Origin of the sequence: Clostridium ljungdahlii (genome assembly GCF_001636845.1) — a bacterium.
Taxonomy (GTDB): Bacteria; Bacillota; Clostridia; order Clostridiales; family Clostridiaceae; genus Clostridium_B; species Clostridium_B ljungdahlii_A.
In genome coordinates, this window is the sequence record NZ_LITT01000015.1 from 1 (window position 1) to 16,589 (window position 16,589).

General features: G+C 30.6%; 16 protein-coding genes. 8 read left to right on the forward strand and 8 right to left on the reverse strand.

The features are described from left to right. Positions 1-109: 109 nt before the first annotated feature. Together WY13_RS08325 and WY13_RS21770 are read right to left on the reverse strand one after the other, a co-directional pair. A complete protein-coding gene (locus WY13_RS08325) occupies positions 110-1,057 on the reverse strand; it encodes a metal ABC transporter substrate-binding protein (protein ID WP_242866397.1) in 948 nt (315 codons plus the stop codon). A 377-nt stretch (positions 1,058-1,434) separates the two neighbouring features. Then, entirely contained in the window at positions 1,435-2,928 is a 1,494-nt protein-coding gene (locus WY13_RS21770) for a hypothetical protein (protein WP_063555239.1), read from the reverse strand. A gap of 248 nt (positions 2,929-3,176) precedes the next feature. Here WY13_RS21770 and WY13_RS08335 point away from each other — a divergent pair, with 248 nt between their 5' ends. Genes WY13_RS08335 through rimI form a run of 4 tightly spaced genes read left to right on the forward strand, consistent with a single transcriptional unit; the run spans position 3,177 to position 6,160 of the window. Further along, a complete protein-coding gene (locus WY13_RS08335) occupies positions 3,177-4,487 on the forward strand; it encodes an HD-GYP domain-containing protein (RefSeq protein WP_063555240.1) in 1,311 nt (436 codons plus the stop codon). Positions 4,488-4,544: 57 nt separating this feature from the next. Continuing rightward, entirely contained in the window at positions 4,545-5,000 is a 456-nt protein-coding gene (gene tsaE / locus WY13_RS08340; RefSeq protein WP_013240421.1) for a tRNA (adenosine(37)-N6)-threonylcarbamoyltransferase complex ATPase subunit type 1 TsaE, read from the forward strand. Between the two features lie 4 nt (positions 5,001-5,004). Further along, positions 5,005-5,718 (forward strand): tRNA (adenosine(37)-N6)-threonylcarbamoyltransferase complex dimerization subunit type 1 TsaB, encoded by a 714-nt coding sequence (tsaB, locus tag WY13_RS08345; protein ID WP_063555241.1) that lies wholly within the window; start codon positions 5,005-5,007, stop codon positions 5,716-5,718. Beyond that, positions 5,711-6,160: a ribosomal protein S18-alanine N-acetyltransferase gene (rimI, locus tag WY13_RS08350; protein ID WP_063555242.1), complete on the forward strand. Its 450-nt coding sequence runs from the start codon at positions 5,711-5,713 to the stop codon at positions 6,158-6,160. The genes tsaB and rimI overlap by 8 nt, the downstream gene beginning before the upstream one ends. Positions 6,161-6,517: 357 nt before the next feature. Here rimI and tyrS read toward each other — a convergent pair whose 3' ends face one another. The 3 genes from tyrS to WY13_RS08365 form a co-directional block, all read right to left on the reverse strand. Beyond that, positions 6,518-7,738 carry a tyrosine--tRNA ligase gene (tyrS, locus tag WY13_RS08355; protein ID WP_063555243.1) on the reverse strand — a complete coding sequence of 407 codons (1,221 nt, stop codon included), beginning with the start codon at positions 7,736-7,738 and terminating at the stop codon, positions 6,518-6,520. Between the two features lie 255 nt (positions 7,739-7,993). Further along, positions 7,994-8,404, reverse strand: a complete 411-nt coding sequence (locus WY13_RS08360; RefSeq protein WP_013240425.1) for a hypothetical protein — start codon at positions 8,402-8,404, stop codon at positions 7,994-7,996. A 138-nt stretch (positions 8,405-8,542) separates the two neighbouring features. Further along, complete coding sequence (locus WY13_RS08365) at positions 8,543-9,691, reverse strand: AlbA family DNA-binding domain-containing protein (protein ID WP_063555244.1); 1,149 nt, start codon at positions 9,689-9,691, stop codon at positions 8,543-8,545. Between the two features lie 347 nt (positions 9,692-10,038). Between WY13_RS08365 and WY13_RS08370 the strand changes: the two genes are divergently transcribed. Continuing rightward, positions 10,039-10,203 (forward strand): zinc-ribbon domain-containing protein, encoded by a 165-nt coding sequence (locus WY13_RS08370; RefSeq protein ID WP_013240427.1) that lies wholly within the window; start codon positions 10,039-10,041, stop codon positions 10,201-10,203. A gap of 31 nt (positions 10,204-10,234) precedes the next feature. Here WY13_RS08370 and WY13_RS08375 read toward each other — a convergent pair whose 3' ends face one another. Next, a complete protein-coding gene (locus WY13_RS08375; RefSeq protein ID WP_063555245.1) occupies positions 10,235-10,795 on the reverse strand; it encodes an ECF transporter S component in 561 nt (186 codons plus the stop codon). 155 nt (positions 10,796-10,950) lie between these two features. On the opposite strand from WY13_RS08375, the gene WY13_RS21350 reads away from it, so the two are divergent. Both WY13_RS21350 and WY13_RS08380 read left to right on the forward strand, forming a co-directional pair. Then, complete coding sequence (locus WY13_RS21350; RefSeq protein WP_192845010.1) at positions 10,951-11,106, forward strand: hypothetical protein; 156 nt, start codon at positions 10,951-10,953, stop codon at positions 11,104-11,106. Positions 11,107-11,292: 186 nt separating this feature from the next. Continuing rightward, positions 11,293-12,279 carry a phosphatase PAP2 family protein gene (locus WY13_RS08380; RefSeq protein ID WP_063555246.1) on the forward strand — a complete coding sequence of 329 codons (987 nt, stop codon included), beginning with the start codon at positions 11,293-11,295 and terminating at the stop codon, positions 12,277-12,279. A gap of 394 nt (positions 12,280-12,673) precedes the next feature. On the opposite strand, the gene yidA is transcribed toward WY13_RS08380, so the two are convergent. Next, positions 12,674-13,492 carry a sugar-phosphatase gene (gene yidA, locus WY13_RS08385; protein ID WP_063555247.1) on the reverse strand — a complete coding sequence of 273 codons (819 nt, stop codon included), beginning with the start codon at positions 13,490-13,492 and terminating at the stop codon, positions 12,674-12,676. A 221-nt stretch (positions 13,493-13,713) separates the two neighbouring features. Here yidA and WY13_RS08390 point away from each other — a divergent pair, with 221 nt between their 5' ends. Continuing rightward, the gene (locus WY13_RS08390) at positions 13,714-15,306 is read left to right on the forward strand and encodes a peptide chain release factor 3 (protein ID WP_063555248.1); all 1,593 of its coding nucleotides are present in this window, start codon (positions 13,714-13,716) and stop codon (positions 15,304-15,306) included. A gap of 62 nt (positions 15,307-15,368) precedes the next feature. On the opposite strand, the gene trpS is transcribed toward WY13_RS08390, so the two are convergent. Further along, positions 15,369-16,379: a tryptophan--tRNA ligase gene (gene trpS / locus WY13_RS08395; RefSeq protein WP_063555249.1), complete on the reverse strand. Its 1,011-nt coding sequence runs from the start codon at positions 16,377-16,379 to the stop codon at positions 15,369-15,371. Positions 16,380-16,589: the final 210 nt, after the last annotated feature.

Consider the following 16,589-nt stretch of genomic DNA (forward strand, 5'->3'; position numbering starts at 1 on the left):
TTATGCAAATTTTACTCATATAATTTCCAGTAAAAATCGGAATCTATTAATTCTACTATAAATATTCATAAGGCTTTATAATACAAAGGACTATCGTCCTAAAAATTTTTTAAGTGCTAAACTTCTGTTTTTTATAAATATTTTCTAGGCTATTTATATTATGTTTAAGGGTTTCTTCATAGTTAAAATCCCCATTATAAATTTCTATTTTAGAAGTTTTTATATTATAATTTTTTATCAACTCTTCATTACTTTTAACTACAGCATCATTATTATAAAGAAGAACTACCTTATTGTCTTTTAACTTTTGTTCTAAATCTTTTTGACCTGCTGAATCCAAAGGTATTATACTATTATCTTCCCTTGGACTTACATCTAAAAGTTTCAAATTATTATACTTTGCAAAATAACTGAGTTCATCTTCTATAACAATAAAAGTGTAATTACTCAATTCTCCATCTACTGACTTTAAGTCTTTTTTATAACTATCTAATTTATTCAAAGTTTCAGAAAAATTCTTCTCATAAAAATCTCTATTTTTAGCGTCTCTATCCTCAAGCGCGTTTTTAATATTCATAAGTGCTATCCTGTAATTATCAATATTGTTAACATAATAAGGGTTATCTTTTAAAATTGTATTATTATATTTTACTACTCTGCTATAAGATAAAAAATTTATTCCTCTTGAAACATTTATAACTCCAACCTTACTTTTGTTTAATTTGTCCACAAAAGTATCTACCCAAGGCTCATAATCTGCACCTACATAAAAAAACAGATCTTTTTTAGATACATTATTTACACTGTCTTCAGTAAACTTAAAATCTACTTCACTTTTTCTATCATTAAACATGTATTCTACTACATGTCTGTTTCCTACTATAGATTTTACCATATTATATAAAAATTTATCTGTAGTAACTATATTTAATTGTACATTATTTCTTACCTGCAATTTGCTATTACTTTTATATTCTTCTTTACTATTGCATCCAACAACAATAAAAATTATTAAAAAAGACATAATTAAGCTCAATACTCTTTTCAAGTCTTTCACCTTCCTATCCATAATGCAAATCAAAGTATATTATTTTATAAATTAACTCATAACAAATACATTTTACATAATGTATTTTAACATTGCAAATCACAATGCTCATTTTATCAATAATTTTTATTTTTACATTGCTTATCCATAAGTATTTATTGACACATTTCATTGTGATAAAATTAGGTGTACAGAGTATATTCTGAAGACACTCGAAAAGTAGATGGAAATTATGAAAAGATATTTAATTAACCAACTACTTAGCAGTAACTGGAAAACTATTGGCGTACTTTGAAAAGCACATATTGTTACGAGATAAAGGATATAAAAAAGAGTGTGACAAAAAAGCCTAAGGTTTAGGCTTGTCAAAATATTCAATAAGTGTTCTATGCAGTCTTACTTTGTATAAGATTGCCAAAGCTAAAGCCGGTATGCTTTATCCAAGCATCTAAGTGTATATTGATTACAGAAAAAGTTGCTAAAGCCATACGCAGCATAGCACTTCGAGATTTATATTCTTGAATGTTATAATCATTAAACATTCGTTTGTTTGAGCGTTCGACAGAGGTTCTGGTTTTAAATTTATCTTTAAATTTTTCAGAATTACGTGGTACAGGAGGAAACATCCTCGGATCATAGTCAGGTTTAATGTGAATAACTTTACCATATTTACTGTTAGAGCATTTACACTCTGCAGGAGGTTCTAAACCTTTTGCTGCAAAATAACAACGGTATTTGATTTCTTTAGGTTTGGAAAATCCCCAATTGTAAAAAGGAATACCACCCATGCAAATAGGAAATCCTTTGTTATCGAAACAAAGTATATCAGGATGGGGATAATCAAATTTAGCTTTGGTTCTAGAATCTAAGGAAATAAAAGGCAGAATATCATAGTGTTTAAGCAGCCTATAAGTAGGATAGTTATCCATGGCTCCATCAGCAATAAAGTTTTTAAAGTGAAGGTGAGGATAAAGATTGAGAATACTTTCAAGTGCAAAAACTGTAGTGATGCTGTCATGGCGACTAGCCTGTACCATCTTAATGTAGATTGGAAGATCATAGGGACTATCGGAAGCAGTTACATTAAAGAGAGTATTTCCAAAGAACCACTGCGCCCTGTAACTATCCCATCCCCAACGGGCATCAGGATCTGAATATCGTCTGGGACAATGACAGTTATATATGCCTTTAGATTTACAGTCACAAACTTTAACTCCATAATGGCTAGCACCAGAATAGAAAGATGAACCGTCAAAGGCAAGGGATAAGTTATTGATATCTCCAAGAATACCCATTTTAGAAGAGGCATCAACAACACATCGGGCGATAAACTTCTGAAAAATGTTTTCAGGACAGAAGTTTCTAAGCTTACCGCCCAAAGCTTTATCAACAAGCTTTTTAACAGTACCAGAACGCTTAGGAGGTTGTTTTTCTCCAGCTTTGAGTTTTTTTCTAGGCTTGGATGAAAAATTTTTAACTGTAAGTTTACGTTCAACTTGAAGTTTATGGTCTGAAATCCATAAACGTACTAAAAGGTCATAATAAGAGGATGCAGATGGGACACCATCCTCAAAACCACATATATCAAGAATTAAAGGATCAAAAGCTATTTTTTTAGCCCATTTTGTGATAGAATGTTTCTGTTGATCAAGCATTAATATTAGAGATCGTATTATACCTTGCTGATTTTTGGCGGGACGGCCTAAATCAGAATATAAAGGCTTGATTACAGGGAGCAGGTTATCTAGGTTGAGAAGATAGAGTTTTGAAATACTTTTATCAAGTGCAACCAGCCTGCTTTTTTGCATTTCATAGTGAAGAAGCATTTTAAGATATAGCTGTTCTTGATATTCCAAATGTGAAATCCAATTTCGTAACATAATGAACCTCCTTGAGAAAATAGTATTTTAAAATCACAATACAATTTTACTCATAAAAAGGGATGTTCTATCAAACGAAATGTTTTCTAGCTTAGGATGCTATTGGTAATAAGTTTATTGGAAAATATCATAATAATTTAGCTGAGATATTAGGGGGTGAAGCAGATATGCTGAACCTTACAATATATAAAAATCAAGCTCTCTGAGTTTTCGAGAGCGTACTATTCTATTTAAGGGGGGGTTTATCCATGAAGGTTAGTATGGACAAAACAATAAGAGCCATGTCAATTGCACTGGATTTAGCTCAAATGAGTTCTAAATATGATAGCTTTACTGGAAATGATCCAATCATTGAAAATATAACTAATATAAACTATTCAGATCATCGATTTATCCATCATTCCCAGAGGACTACCTATATAGCACTTGAAATTGCAAATTATCTGAAATTAAGTGATAAATTTAAAAAACAACTTTATGTATCAGCTCTACTGCATGATATAGGAGCTGCTACATTTTTATCTCAGAGTCATTCTGCTAATTTATTTATAAAAGAGCATTGTGAACTTGGCAGCAGAATAACTAAAGCTTTTCCCTACTTTCATGATATATCAAAGATAATATTATATCATCATGAAAATTTTGATGGAAGTGGTGCCATGGGATTAAAGGGAAATATGATTCCTCTAGAAAGTCAAATAATAAGAATTTCGGATTTAATAGAACTTATATATAACGAAAATATATCTAACTATCAGCAAAAAAATAATATTATCTCATGGATCAAACAAAATTCCAAAAAAATTTTTTCCGAAACAATCGCAAATGCATTTTTAGGAAATGCATCTTCCGATGTATTCTGGCTTAATCTTCAAAATATAGATTTCATTGACTTTATACTAGATGAAACCCATCCCAAGTTAAATATGTTTATGGACCTAAAGGGGTTTGAAGCTATATCTAAAATATTTGCAGACATAATAGATAACAAAAGTAAATTCACTGCAACTCATTCCAAGGGTATAGCAAACCTGGCCTATTTAGTTTCAAAATTCATTGGATATCCAGAAGAAAAGTGTCATGAAATGAAGATTGCAGGTCTCCTGCATGATATAGGGAAACTATCTATTCCCCTATATATAATTGATAAAAATGGTTCTCTGTCAACTGAGGAATTCGGCATAATAAAATCTCATGCCTATTATACTAGAATAATATTAAATAAAATAGGCGATATTCCTAATATAAGCAAATGGGCATCAAATCATCACGAAAAGTTAAATGGCAGTGGATACCCTCAAGGCTTAAAAGCAGATGAATTATCTGAAGAATGTAGGATTATGGCAGTGTGTGATATATATCAAGCCCTTACAGAAGATAGACCTTATAGAAATGGCATGAGTTCGGAAAAAGCCTTTAGTATAATGAACGAAATGGCATCTGGAGGATTTATATGTGACCATGCACTAGACCATCTAAAGGAAGCAATAAGTAATCTTTCTAACTTAAGTTTTTCTGAAGATCATATAGCTATTTCCTACAATCCTGAGATAAAATAATATATTTCTTCACTTTTTAATACATTTCAGATACAATATTCTATGAGGTGAATTGCTGTGGAATTTATTTTAAATAGCGTTGAAGATACCATTAATCTAGGCAAGAAAATAGGCAGCTTATTAAATGCCGGTGACATAATTTGTCTAAATGGTGATTTGGGTACAGGGAAAACCCATTTTACAAAAGGAATAGCAAAGGGACTTAATATAGATGATCCTATAACAAGTCCTACATTTACTATAGTAAATGAGTACTATGGAAGGCTAAAATTGTACCATTTTGATGTATACAGGGTTAATGATATAGATGAAATTGCTGAAATTGGATTTGATGAGTATATTTTCAGTGATGCTGTAAGCATTATAGAATGGGCAAATTATATTGAGGAATTAATACCTAAAGAATGCATATGGGTAAGTATTTATAAACTGCCAGAAAAAGGTCCAAATTATAGAAAAATAATAATAAAATATCATGGTAATAGATATGATTACATAAAGGAGCTAAAATAAGAACATGAAAATATTAAGTTTAGATTCTTCCACAGAATCAGCAACTTGTGCTGTAATGGACGACAATAAATTATTTGGTGAAATTACTTTTAATTATAAAAAGCAGCATTCCACAGTATTAATGCCTATGATAGACACTCTTTTAAAAAACTTAAATATGGATATTCATTCTATAGGCGGTTTTGTTGTTTCAAAGGGTCCTGGTTCTTTTACAGGGCTTAGAATTGGAGCTGCTGTAATAAAAGGATTAAGCCAAGGTACGGGCAAACCCTTTGTAGGAGTATCTTCATTAGATGCGTTAGCCTATAATTTATGTTATACCTCTGGCATTATTTGTCCTATATTAGATGCACTTAGAGGAAATGTATATACCGCCTTTTATAACTTTAAAGATAATAAATTAAATATGCTAGGCGATTATATGCTCCTTTCCATAGAAGATCTAATTAAGACATTGAACAACTATAATGAACCCGTGTCTTTCATAGGAGATGCTGTTCCGAAATTTAAGGATGATTTAATTTCAAATATAAAACAAATTCGTTTCTCACCTACGAATTTAAATTTGGCAAGAGCCTCTTCTTTAGGTGAATTAGGATTAAAACTTCTAGAATCTGGTATACAAGACGATCTATATAGTTTTGCACCTTTTTATCTAAGAAAATCCCAAGCTGAAAGGGAATATGAAAAAAAGCTGAGGTCTCAAATCCATGAGTGATATAGAAATTTGCCCTTTAAGACTAGAACATATTGATAGAATTCTTGTAATAGATTCTTTATGTTTTCCTATGCCCTGGAGTAGAGAGTCTCTAGAGAAAGAAATCGAAAACAGTTCACTTACAAAATATGTTGTAGCAAAAAAATCAGGCATAGTTATAGGCTATGCAGGCATGTGGGTTATACTGGATGAAGGCCATATAACAAATATCGCAGTTCACCCAGAATACAGGGGTATAGGTGTTGGGAGTTTACTCTTAGAATCCCTTATAGAAATATGTAAAATTGAATTTATAAAAAGTATGACTTTAGAGGTTAGAGAATCCAATGTGCGTGCTCAAAATTTATATAAAAAGTACGGATTTCTACAAAATGGTATACGTAGAGGATATTATAGAGACAATAAAGAAGATGCTCTAATAATGTGGAAATATAATATTTAACTCAATTTTCACATATATGAAATTTTGACTTAATATAAGAAAATTGCGACGCAACTTTTTCAAGAGGACAATTGACAGAGGACAGAGGACAATGAAGGTGAGTTTTCCTCATTACGTCAGAAAACTAATTTATTTTTTTAGGCTTGTTTTGCTAATGCAAAACAAGCCTAAAATTTATATAAGTCAACAATATTTCGCTTTAGCGAAATGAGTCATTAAAAATTTAATCAAAGATTTTTCGTAGTGCAGCGGAGAAAAATCCTCCTTCACTGTCCTCTGTCAATTGTCATCTGTCCTCTCAAAAATATTGCGATGCAATATTTTTAAACTACGAATGTTTAGTACTTAAATTATGTATCATTTTAGTATAATCCTATTATACTTTTTCTTTCCTCTTCTTATAAGCATTTCTCCATCTTTAAAACTATCCTTTGTAATTAAAAATTTTGGATCAGTTATTTTTTCGTCATTTACAGTGAGTCCATTTTGTTGTATTAACCTTCTTACCTCGCTTTTTGAAGGAAGTATTTGTAGATTAACAAGTAATTCCACTATGGAGCATCCAAGTGAATTTTCACCTATCTCTACAGTAGGCACATTTTCCATATTCTGTCCACCAGAAAACAAAGCTTCTGCTGCTTCCTTAGCTTTTTTGGCTTCCTTTACACCATGTACAATCTTCGTTACCTCATAAGCAAGTACTTTTTTAGCTTCATTTATCTTCTCACCTGGAAGTGAGCCAAGTCTTTTAACTTCATCCATTGGAAGAAAAGTTAAAAGAGCCAGACATTTTTCCACATCAGCATCTCCTATATTTCTCCAGTATTGATAAAATTCATAAGGTGATGTTTTTTCAGGGTCCAGCCATATAGCTCCCCCTTCTGTCTTACCCATTTTTTTACCATCACTTTTAGTTAAAAGGGTAAAAGTCATCCCAAAAGCAGGTTTCTGCTCTTTTTTTCTAATTAATTCTACTCCTGCTATTATATTTGACCACTGGTCATCTCCCCCTAATTCCAACACACAGCCATATCTTCTATTTAACTCTAGAAAATCATATCCCTGCATTAGCATGTAATTAAATTCAAGGAAAGACAATCCCCTCTCTAATCTCTGTTTAAAACACTCTGCTGTAAGCATCTTGTTCACAGAAAAATGGACTCCTATATTCCTCAAGAATTCGATATAATTCAAATTTAAAAGCCAATCTGCATTGTTTGCAAGAATAGCTTTATCATCTTTGAAATCCACGAGCCTTGAAAACTGTTTTTTAAAGCACTCTGCATTATGTTGTATTTGTTCTTTAGATAACATCTTTCTCATATCAGTTTTTCCAGTAGGATCACCAACCATTGTAGTACCACCACCAAGCAAAGCTATAGGTCTATGTCCTGCTTCCTGCATATAATGCATAACCATCATTTGTAAAAAGTGTCCTACATGGAGGCTATCTGCTGTTGGGTCAAATCCTATATAAAATGTCACTTTTTCTTTTCCTAATAACTCCCTTATTTCTTCTTCATGTGTACTTTGTTTTATGTATCCACGTTCCAATAATATGTCATAAACGTTAGGCAACCTAAATCCCTACCTTTCAAATAGTCAGTACAATAGTACTCTTATATATTGTATAGTATATATTTAAAACCTATTTTTATCAACATTTAAGTGATTTACCTATGCAATTTTAATTTAGTTAAATAAATAGCATAATTAGCGTAAACTAATGTTAATTTAAAGCTATTTTAAAAATTTTAAGACTGAAGATATATTCTCCAGTCTTAACTATATAAAAACCAGCATTATTTTCTCACAAACAATTTACTTCATTAATCAGGCTACATACTTCATAATACACTCAGGTATCTCTTCTTTTTCTCCATTTACACTTATATAGAAATTAACCTTGTATTCCTCCGACAGCTTTTCAATGGCATAAAATAAATGCGCCATATCCTGAAGATTTTCTTTTACAATATTAAACAATCCATCAATAAAAATTGTATCAATATCATAATCTTCTGAAAGTACGCCGCACAAAAAACCATAAAACTCTTCTATTTTTTTTAATTTAAAATCACTTGTTACTATAAATCTTACTCCCCTGTTCAATTGCCACAGTGGTCCCCTATCATCATCTATATAGACAACATGCCCCCTCCCTATCATTGTCTTTTCATTAGCCAAATTAATCAGTTCTTTAGTTTTCCCAGATCCTCTTTTGCTGCAAAATACATGAATCATTTTTATCACCCCTTAATTTAATATTCAGGTGTCATCCTTATAGATAAATTATATAATATTCAGAATATTATTTCAATAACTTAAGTGTATTATTTTGGAAAATATTATTTTTATTTTTCTATCATTATTAATAGCATATTAGCTGCCTAACTTTTTAATACCAGGGTATATAATCTTAAAATAATCATTTTTTATAGAGTTTATAAATTTAACTTTCCCTACATTCTTAAACAGCTTTTGAATTCTACTAAAAGTTGCTGTAGTTCCTGTAAATCTCTTTTTAGAATCCAGTGTAATTATCTTTTCATATATCCACATATTCCTTCTGGCATAATTGTAGTAACTTGCATTTTCTCTATTTGATAACATTCCGGGGCTAGTTATTACTATATTATTATAGCTTACTATAACCTCTATTTCCCTAGAAAAATCAGAATAGTCCCTATACATTACAGCATTTCTTATTCCTTCACTTACCCCCTCTGTGGGATATGATTTCACTGTTATAATATTCTCAATAGCCTTTTGTGCCTTATCCATAATTGACATTAGATTTCCCTGAATTATACTCACCTTTCTAAAATCTTTATTTATCTTATTAACTATTTTTATCATATTATGGGGAATATATACATTGTTTACATTGGAAAAAATTAGAAGTCCTCCTAACGTTACCATATACTTACCTGAATCATTATCTATATATATTATTGAAGCATCTTCCATTAACCCCAATCTATTTTCATCATTCACCTTTATTCCTTGAGACAAAAAATACTTATCTACTATACAATTATCTATACAGTTTAATTTGCTATGTGGTATAGGACACAATTCCGTATTTACATTTAAATTTTGCTGAAGAGCCGATATTATTTCCTGTTTACGCATCGTATCATTTGTTGAACCTCTTCTCGTGTAAAAGGCTCCATTTTCTCTCATTTGATATGGTTTTTGCGGTCCATCATATATATTTATAATAACTATATCTTTTCCCTTATACTTTAAAGTTTCTAGAGAAATTGGTATGGGAGGTTCTATTCTAGAGCTTATTATCTGCTGTATTTGTTCTTCACTAAAATTCCTGTCTACTCCTATTATTTTCTTGGTTTTATCTTCAATTCCAATTATAATATATCCTCTTCCCCCTCTAGAATTTGCTATAGCACATATATCCTTAGCTAACTCTTTTCTTCCACTATCAGTATCAATATTTAGTAATTGTTTAAAATCTAATTTCGGTCCTTCCATTTTCTTTAATAAATTAAAAAATTTTTTTATATCCATGAAAACAACCCCATTACTTTTTTGAGTTTAATATATAAAACTTAATTTAATTATACCCTATTACTATTGTTATTTGACAGATTTTTAATTCATTCAACTTTAATTAAAATTAACATACGTATTAATTAACACCTTCTCCTATGCCAGTTATATCAATGAATTGGTACAAGCTATAATTGTTTAAAATATTGTTTTTTTATTAAAATATGGTATAATTAGCTTAGAGTTTTACTCTAATTATAATATTTATATTAGGTCAAATTTTTTCAAGGTGCTATATTCTCCTTTTAATCCTAGGAGGTAGGTTATCAAGAATAAAATTAGTCCTAGGTTAAGGAGGTTTTTTTATGGCAGATAAAACAATTGTATGTAAAGATTGCGGAAAAGAATTTGTATTTACAGAGGGTGAACAAGAATTCTACAAGGAAAAGGGATTTGAAAATGATCCTGTAAGATGTCCTGAATGTAGAAGAAAAAGAAAAGCTGAAAAGAATAGAATGAGAGCTAGGTAAATAATTAGGAGAGGTAAAAACCTCTCCTTTATTATTTACCTAAATTAGCCCTCTTTAAAACTTTTGCTAGTGGAAGCGCTATAGCTATCCCTACAATGCTTTGAGCTATATTTCCCGGAATTTCTGCTGCAGATAAAATGATGGCTTTTGAAAAAGCTATATTTGTGACAAAATGCATTATAACCACTCCTGCTGCATAATATGCAGACACCATCCAAATACAAGCTACAATAAATGCGATTATATTATTCCAAAACTTTTCGCCATTGCATTCTCCTCTGTAAGCAATAGTTGCTGCAATCCAAGCCATAACACCCTTTATAATGAAAGTAAAAGGAGCCCAAATAACATAAGATGAAAGAACATCAAATAAACTCATTCCTATAGCTGCAGATAAAAATGCTTTTTTTCTTCCAATTAATATAGCTGCTAAAAGTACCATACTGTCTCCCATGTGTACAACACCTTTAACCAATACTCCTGTTGGTATATTAATTATAGCTGTTGCAATATAAGTTATTGCAGCCATAAGTGATACCTGAATAATGTCTCTGACTTTTAAACGACTTACACTTAATCTTTTTTGTTCCATTATAATGATAACCCCCTAAATTTGAACTAATAACATTATATTTTTTTTTATAGAAAATTCAAAATGTAACGGTACGCTTTTGTATTAATTCATATAAAAGAGGAAATACTACTTTATACATCTAATATTTTTAATTATATAAGGGAGATTTTAAAATGACTTTTTTTAAATGGCTCTGCAGCCTTTTTTTGATATTCCTATTTATAGGTGCCATATTTAAAATAGGATTAACTTTCATAAATATGCTGCTTTTAATATGTGCTTTTGTTTTTATAATAGACACAGCATTTATCGGCAAAAAACGATTCTAATATACTGTATAAAATTAACATTTTATACTTGATTTTAGTTTATCCCTCCCTAATGCCAAATAAATATAGAAAAGATAATTAGGTTATATTTATGTAAAATAAGATAAAATATTGTTAAATTTTTTTATATACTTACCCTTTTACTAGTGATATAATTTATTTGTCCATAAGGGGGGTATAAATTTCATGTATAAATTTGTAGAAAATAAAATATGGGAAACTACGCAGCACACGTTTAAAATATTATTGAATTTACTAAGTAAGTACTACTTTATTCTTATAGGTTTATATTTCTTGCATAAGACTTTATATCTAGTTCAATACCCATCTATTAGTTTGACTAGTAAAATATATCTGGGTATGCTTGCTTTAATGTGTTTTACAGTCTACTCAGATATTAGAAATGATATTAAAATATTTCCTTTCTTGATATTATGTATTCCATTTTTTGCGTTCATATTTTACATAGAACAGCATGGATACGCGTTTTGGGGGAAAATGCTGAGTTGGCAAATAAGTAGAAAAATAGTAGTAGATCTTAATCCTATATTTAGTAAAATACCTTTTAATAATGGAAGTTTTGCAAGAATTTATAAGACAGAAACTTTAACCTGGTTTTTTAGAATGGTATATAATAACGGCTTTGTTCTACCTGTTTTACTTGCAGTATATAGATCTACCTTAGCCAAGGACTTTAAAAAAATGCTGCGTTATATTTTATCCGCACATGTAGTACAGATATTTTTAATAACTCCATTTTATCTTATTTTCCATTTACAGGAAGTATGGTATGTACTTGGACAACCTGATGGTCTTGATAGACATTTAAGCCCAAGTGCTGCTGCAGGTGTTGCTCTTAATTGTTTTCCATCTATGCATACATCTATATGCTTTGCCATGTTTTTACTAGTTCTTAGAGAAAGGAACAAAATATGGAAATGTGTGTTTGGTTTTTTCTGTTTAAGTGTAATATTTGCAACTCTATATCTAGAGGTTCATTGGGTAATAGATGTTTTTGCTGGAATGATATTAGCTTATGTAACTGTAAAATTAGTAGACTTTATTTTGGCTAAAGGTAAAGCACTTGTCCAGAAGCCATTAGACATGTTTTATTACAAGAAGAAAAAGGCTATATATGTAAGTAATTACTATTTAGAAACTATGAAAAATTAGTTCTAACTCTAGCACGCTTATATTATATTAAGTTAAAAGTTGATAATTGAAAGTGGAGAGTGAATGATAATTTTTCTCCAACTCTCCACTATATTTCATGTATAAGTTCAAACTTTAATTAGGATCAACGAATAGGCTTTCTAACTTAAAAATCAACTTATACGCAGGCATATTTTTACAACAATGAAGCTCATTTAAATATTTTGTATATAAGTCTTAGAAAAAAATTCGTAAAAACTTAGAACTTTTGAATTGTCTGAGGTACGAGTTTTCAAAAGTTCTTAGCTTTTTTAGAATTTTTTACTTAGACCTATCAAAATATTTAACGAGTTGAATGTTGTAAAAAATATCCGAAGTATAAGTTGATTTTGGGTTTAGGAACTCTATGGAGATTCTATTTTACAGCACATTGTTCTAGTATAAATTTATTTATTACGTGTGCCACTCCATTTTGCTCATTAGTTTTTGTAATATAATCTGCAGCTCTTTTTGCTTCGGGAAAAGCATTTCCCATAGCCACACCTAATCCTGCATATTTTATCATATGAATATCATTTCCTGCATCGCCTATGCATATTATTTCATCCCTACTTATATTCAATCTTTCCTTTAAAACCTGTATACCAAATCCTTTGTTTACATTCTTGTTTATAAACTCCAAAAAATATGGTTCGCTTCTAAGCACAGTATATTTCTCATATACTTTCTTAGGTAAATTTTCTATGGCCTTTGAAAGCTTTGCTTCTTCATCTACAAACATAACTTTTATTATAGGTACATAATCAGGAATTTCGTTCAGATCTAATATTTTAAGCGGCATCTTATTTAACGAAGATTCCAATTTACTATATTTATTTAGCTTAGCTGCAGCACAAAAATCAAAAGTAAGAGTATGAATATTTACATTTAATTTCTTACTTAAGCTATATAAGTATTTTAAATCTTCATGCCTAAGTAAATTTTCACTTATAACTTCATCATTATTGTTTTTTTGAACTACTGCTCCATTAAATGCTACAGAATAATCTCCTTCTGAAGTCAATTTCAATTGTTTTAAATACTTTTCAATTCCCTTTAAAGGTCTTCCAGTAGCTAGTACAATTTTTATTCCAAGCTCTTTAGCCTTTTGAATAGCATTGTAATTTTCCTCTGAAATGCTTTTGTCATCTCTAAGCAAAGTACCATCCATATCAATTCCTACTAGTTTATACATAAATCTCCTCCATATATAGGTACTATTTTATACCATCAAATAATATTTCATAATAATTATATCATTTACGAAAAATAAGTTTAAATCGTAAAAGACCTTATATTGACCTATAAGCATTAGAATTAAACGTTTAAATTTTACAAACAACACAAGTTGACATTAATATATAATAAAGTTAAAATCAGTGATGAAACTAATAAAAAAAGAGGAGAGAAAAGGTAGTGGCAGACTTAAAAAAAGAGATAGAAAAAAGAAGAACTTTTGCAATAATATCTCACCCAGATGCAGGTAAAACAACTCTTACTGAAAAACTGTTATTATATGGGGGCGCCATAAGACTTGCTGGTTCTGTTAAGGCAAGAAAGGCTTCAAAACACGCAGTATCTGATTGGATGGAAATAGAAAAACAAAGAGGTATTTCTGTAACATCATCAGTAATGCAATTTAACTATAATAATTTTTGTATAAATATATTAGATACACCAGGCCATCAGGATTTTAGTGAAGATACATATAGAACTTTAATGGCAGCAGATAGTGCAGTAATGGTAATAGATGCAGCAAAGGGAGTTGAGGCACAAACTAAAAAACTGTTTAATGTTTGCAGTTTACGTGGAATTCCCATATTTACATTTATAAATAAAATGGATAGAGAAAGTAAGGATCCTTTTGAATTAATGGATGATCTAGAAAATGTTTTAGGAATAAAATCCTACCCAATGAACTGGCCTATAGGATCTGGTAAAGACTTCAAGGGAATATATGATAGGGAAAAAAGTCTAATAGAAGTATTTAATGGCGGGAACCACGGTCAAACAGCAGTAGAATCCATAGAAGGCTCTGTAGATGACAATGTTTTTAAAGACTTATTAGGTGAAGCTTTACATGAAAAACTAAAAGACGATATAGAGCTTTTAGATATTGCAGGAGACCAATTTGACATAAAAAAAGTTAGAGAAGGTTCACTTACTCCTGTATTTTTTGGAAGTGCCCTCACCAATTTCGGGGTAGAACCTTTTTTAAAGGAATTTTTAAATTTAACTACACCACCTCTACCAAGAAAATCAGACAGTGGAGAAGTAGATCCTTTTAGTGATGATTTTTCTGCTTTTATATTTAAAATACAGGCAAATATGAATCCTGCACATAGGGATAGAATTGCCTTTATGAGAATATGTTCAGGTAAGTTTAAGAAGGGTATGGAAGTATTTCATTTCCAGGGAGGAAATAAAGTAAGGCTTTCTCAGCCCCAGCAGTTCCTAGCTCAGGATAGGGAAATAGTAGAAGAAGCTTATGCAGGGGATATACTAGGTGTATTTGATCCTGGAATTTATAATATAGGAGATACATTATGTCCTGCAAATAAAAAATTCAAATTTGAAAGCATTCCGGTATTTGCCCCAGAACATTTCGCCAGAGTAAAAACCATAGATACCATGAAAAGAAAGCAATTTATAAAGGGTATAAGTGAGATTTCAGAAGAGGGTGCAATTCAAGTATTTAAGCAGTTAAATATAGGAATTGAGGAAATCATCATAGGTGTAGTTGGCGTTCTTCAGTTTGAAGTACTAGAGTACAGAATGAAAAATGAATACAATGTAGATATAAAAGTCGACATGCTGCCTTATAGAGCTATAAGGTGGATAGAAAGCTCTTCTGCAAAGGTAGAAGATCTTATTTTAACAAGTGATACTAAAAAAGTAAAAGACCTAAAAGGAAGAGACCTTTTAATATTTCAAAGTGAGTGGTCTATTAGCTGGGCACTTGAACACAATAAAGGCCTTGAACTATCAGATATAGGTAAAACAGAATAAAATAAGCCAGCTTTAATTCTCTACTGAATTGAAGCTGGCTACTTTCTTCATAAAAATTTTATTTACTTTGAAACAGGAATAAATCCTATCTTTTTCTGCATTTTTCTAAGTACCTTGCTTGATACATAATAAGCCTTCTCTGCACCTTTCCTATATATGTCCTCTAGATATTTCTTATCTTGAAGGAAAGCATTGACTTTATCCTGTATTGGCTTTAGTTCACCTATTAAAGCTTCTGCAGTATCATTTTTAAATTCAGCATAACCTTTGTCTTCATATTTTTTCTCTATTTCCTCATGGCTCATTCCAGTTACAGCACTCATTATATTTATAAGATTTTTAACTCCTGGTTGGTCATCATTATATTTTACTTTTCCAATACTGTCAGTAACACACCTATTTATCTTTCTTTTTATATCTTCTGGTTTATCCATAATAAGTATGTAGCTGTTAGGATTATCTGATGACTTAGACATTTTCTTTGTAGGATCTTGTAAATCCATTATTTTAGCTCCATCCTCTGGTATATATGCTTCTGGTATAGTAAATGTAGGACTATACAGATTGTTAAACCTTTCTGCTATATCTCTAGTCAATTCTACATGCTGTGTTTGATCCTTACCTACAGGAACAAGGTCTGCATTATAAATCAATATATCTGCCGCCATAAGTACGGGATAGTTTAAAAGTCCTGCACTTATAGAACCGCCATTTTCATATTTTTTAGATTTACTTTTGTACTGAGTCATCCTTTCCAATTCTCCTACATAAGTAAAACAATTTAAAAGCCATGCTGCTTCCGAGTGAGTAGGAACATGAGATTGAATAAATATAGTATTTTTTTCTGGATCTATACCTGCTGCTAAATATATTGCAAGCACTTCCAGGGTTCTCCTTCTCAAATCTTTTGGCTCCTGCCTTACAGTTATTGCATGTAAATCTACTACGCAAAAATAGCAATCATATTTGTCTTGAAGTTTTACCCAATTTTTTAAAGCTCCAAAATAATTTCCTATAGTTAAATTTCCTGAAGGTTGAATGCCACTAAATATTACTTTTTTCTTTTCTTCCATGATTATTGCCTCCTTTTAAGCATTTATAAAAAAAATCCCTATGATATAAAAATCATAGGGCGTATTTATCGCTGTACCACCTAAATTTAAAAAGATAAAATTACATCTTTTTCTCATATGGATTACAAAATATCCTGTCTTTATAACGTAAGACTTACGGTTAAAACTACTAATTCAATTCACTTTTCTCCTCCAGAATCCATTCAATTC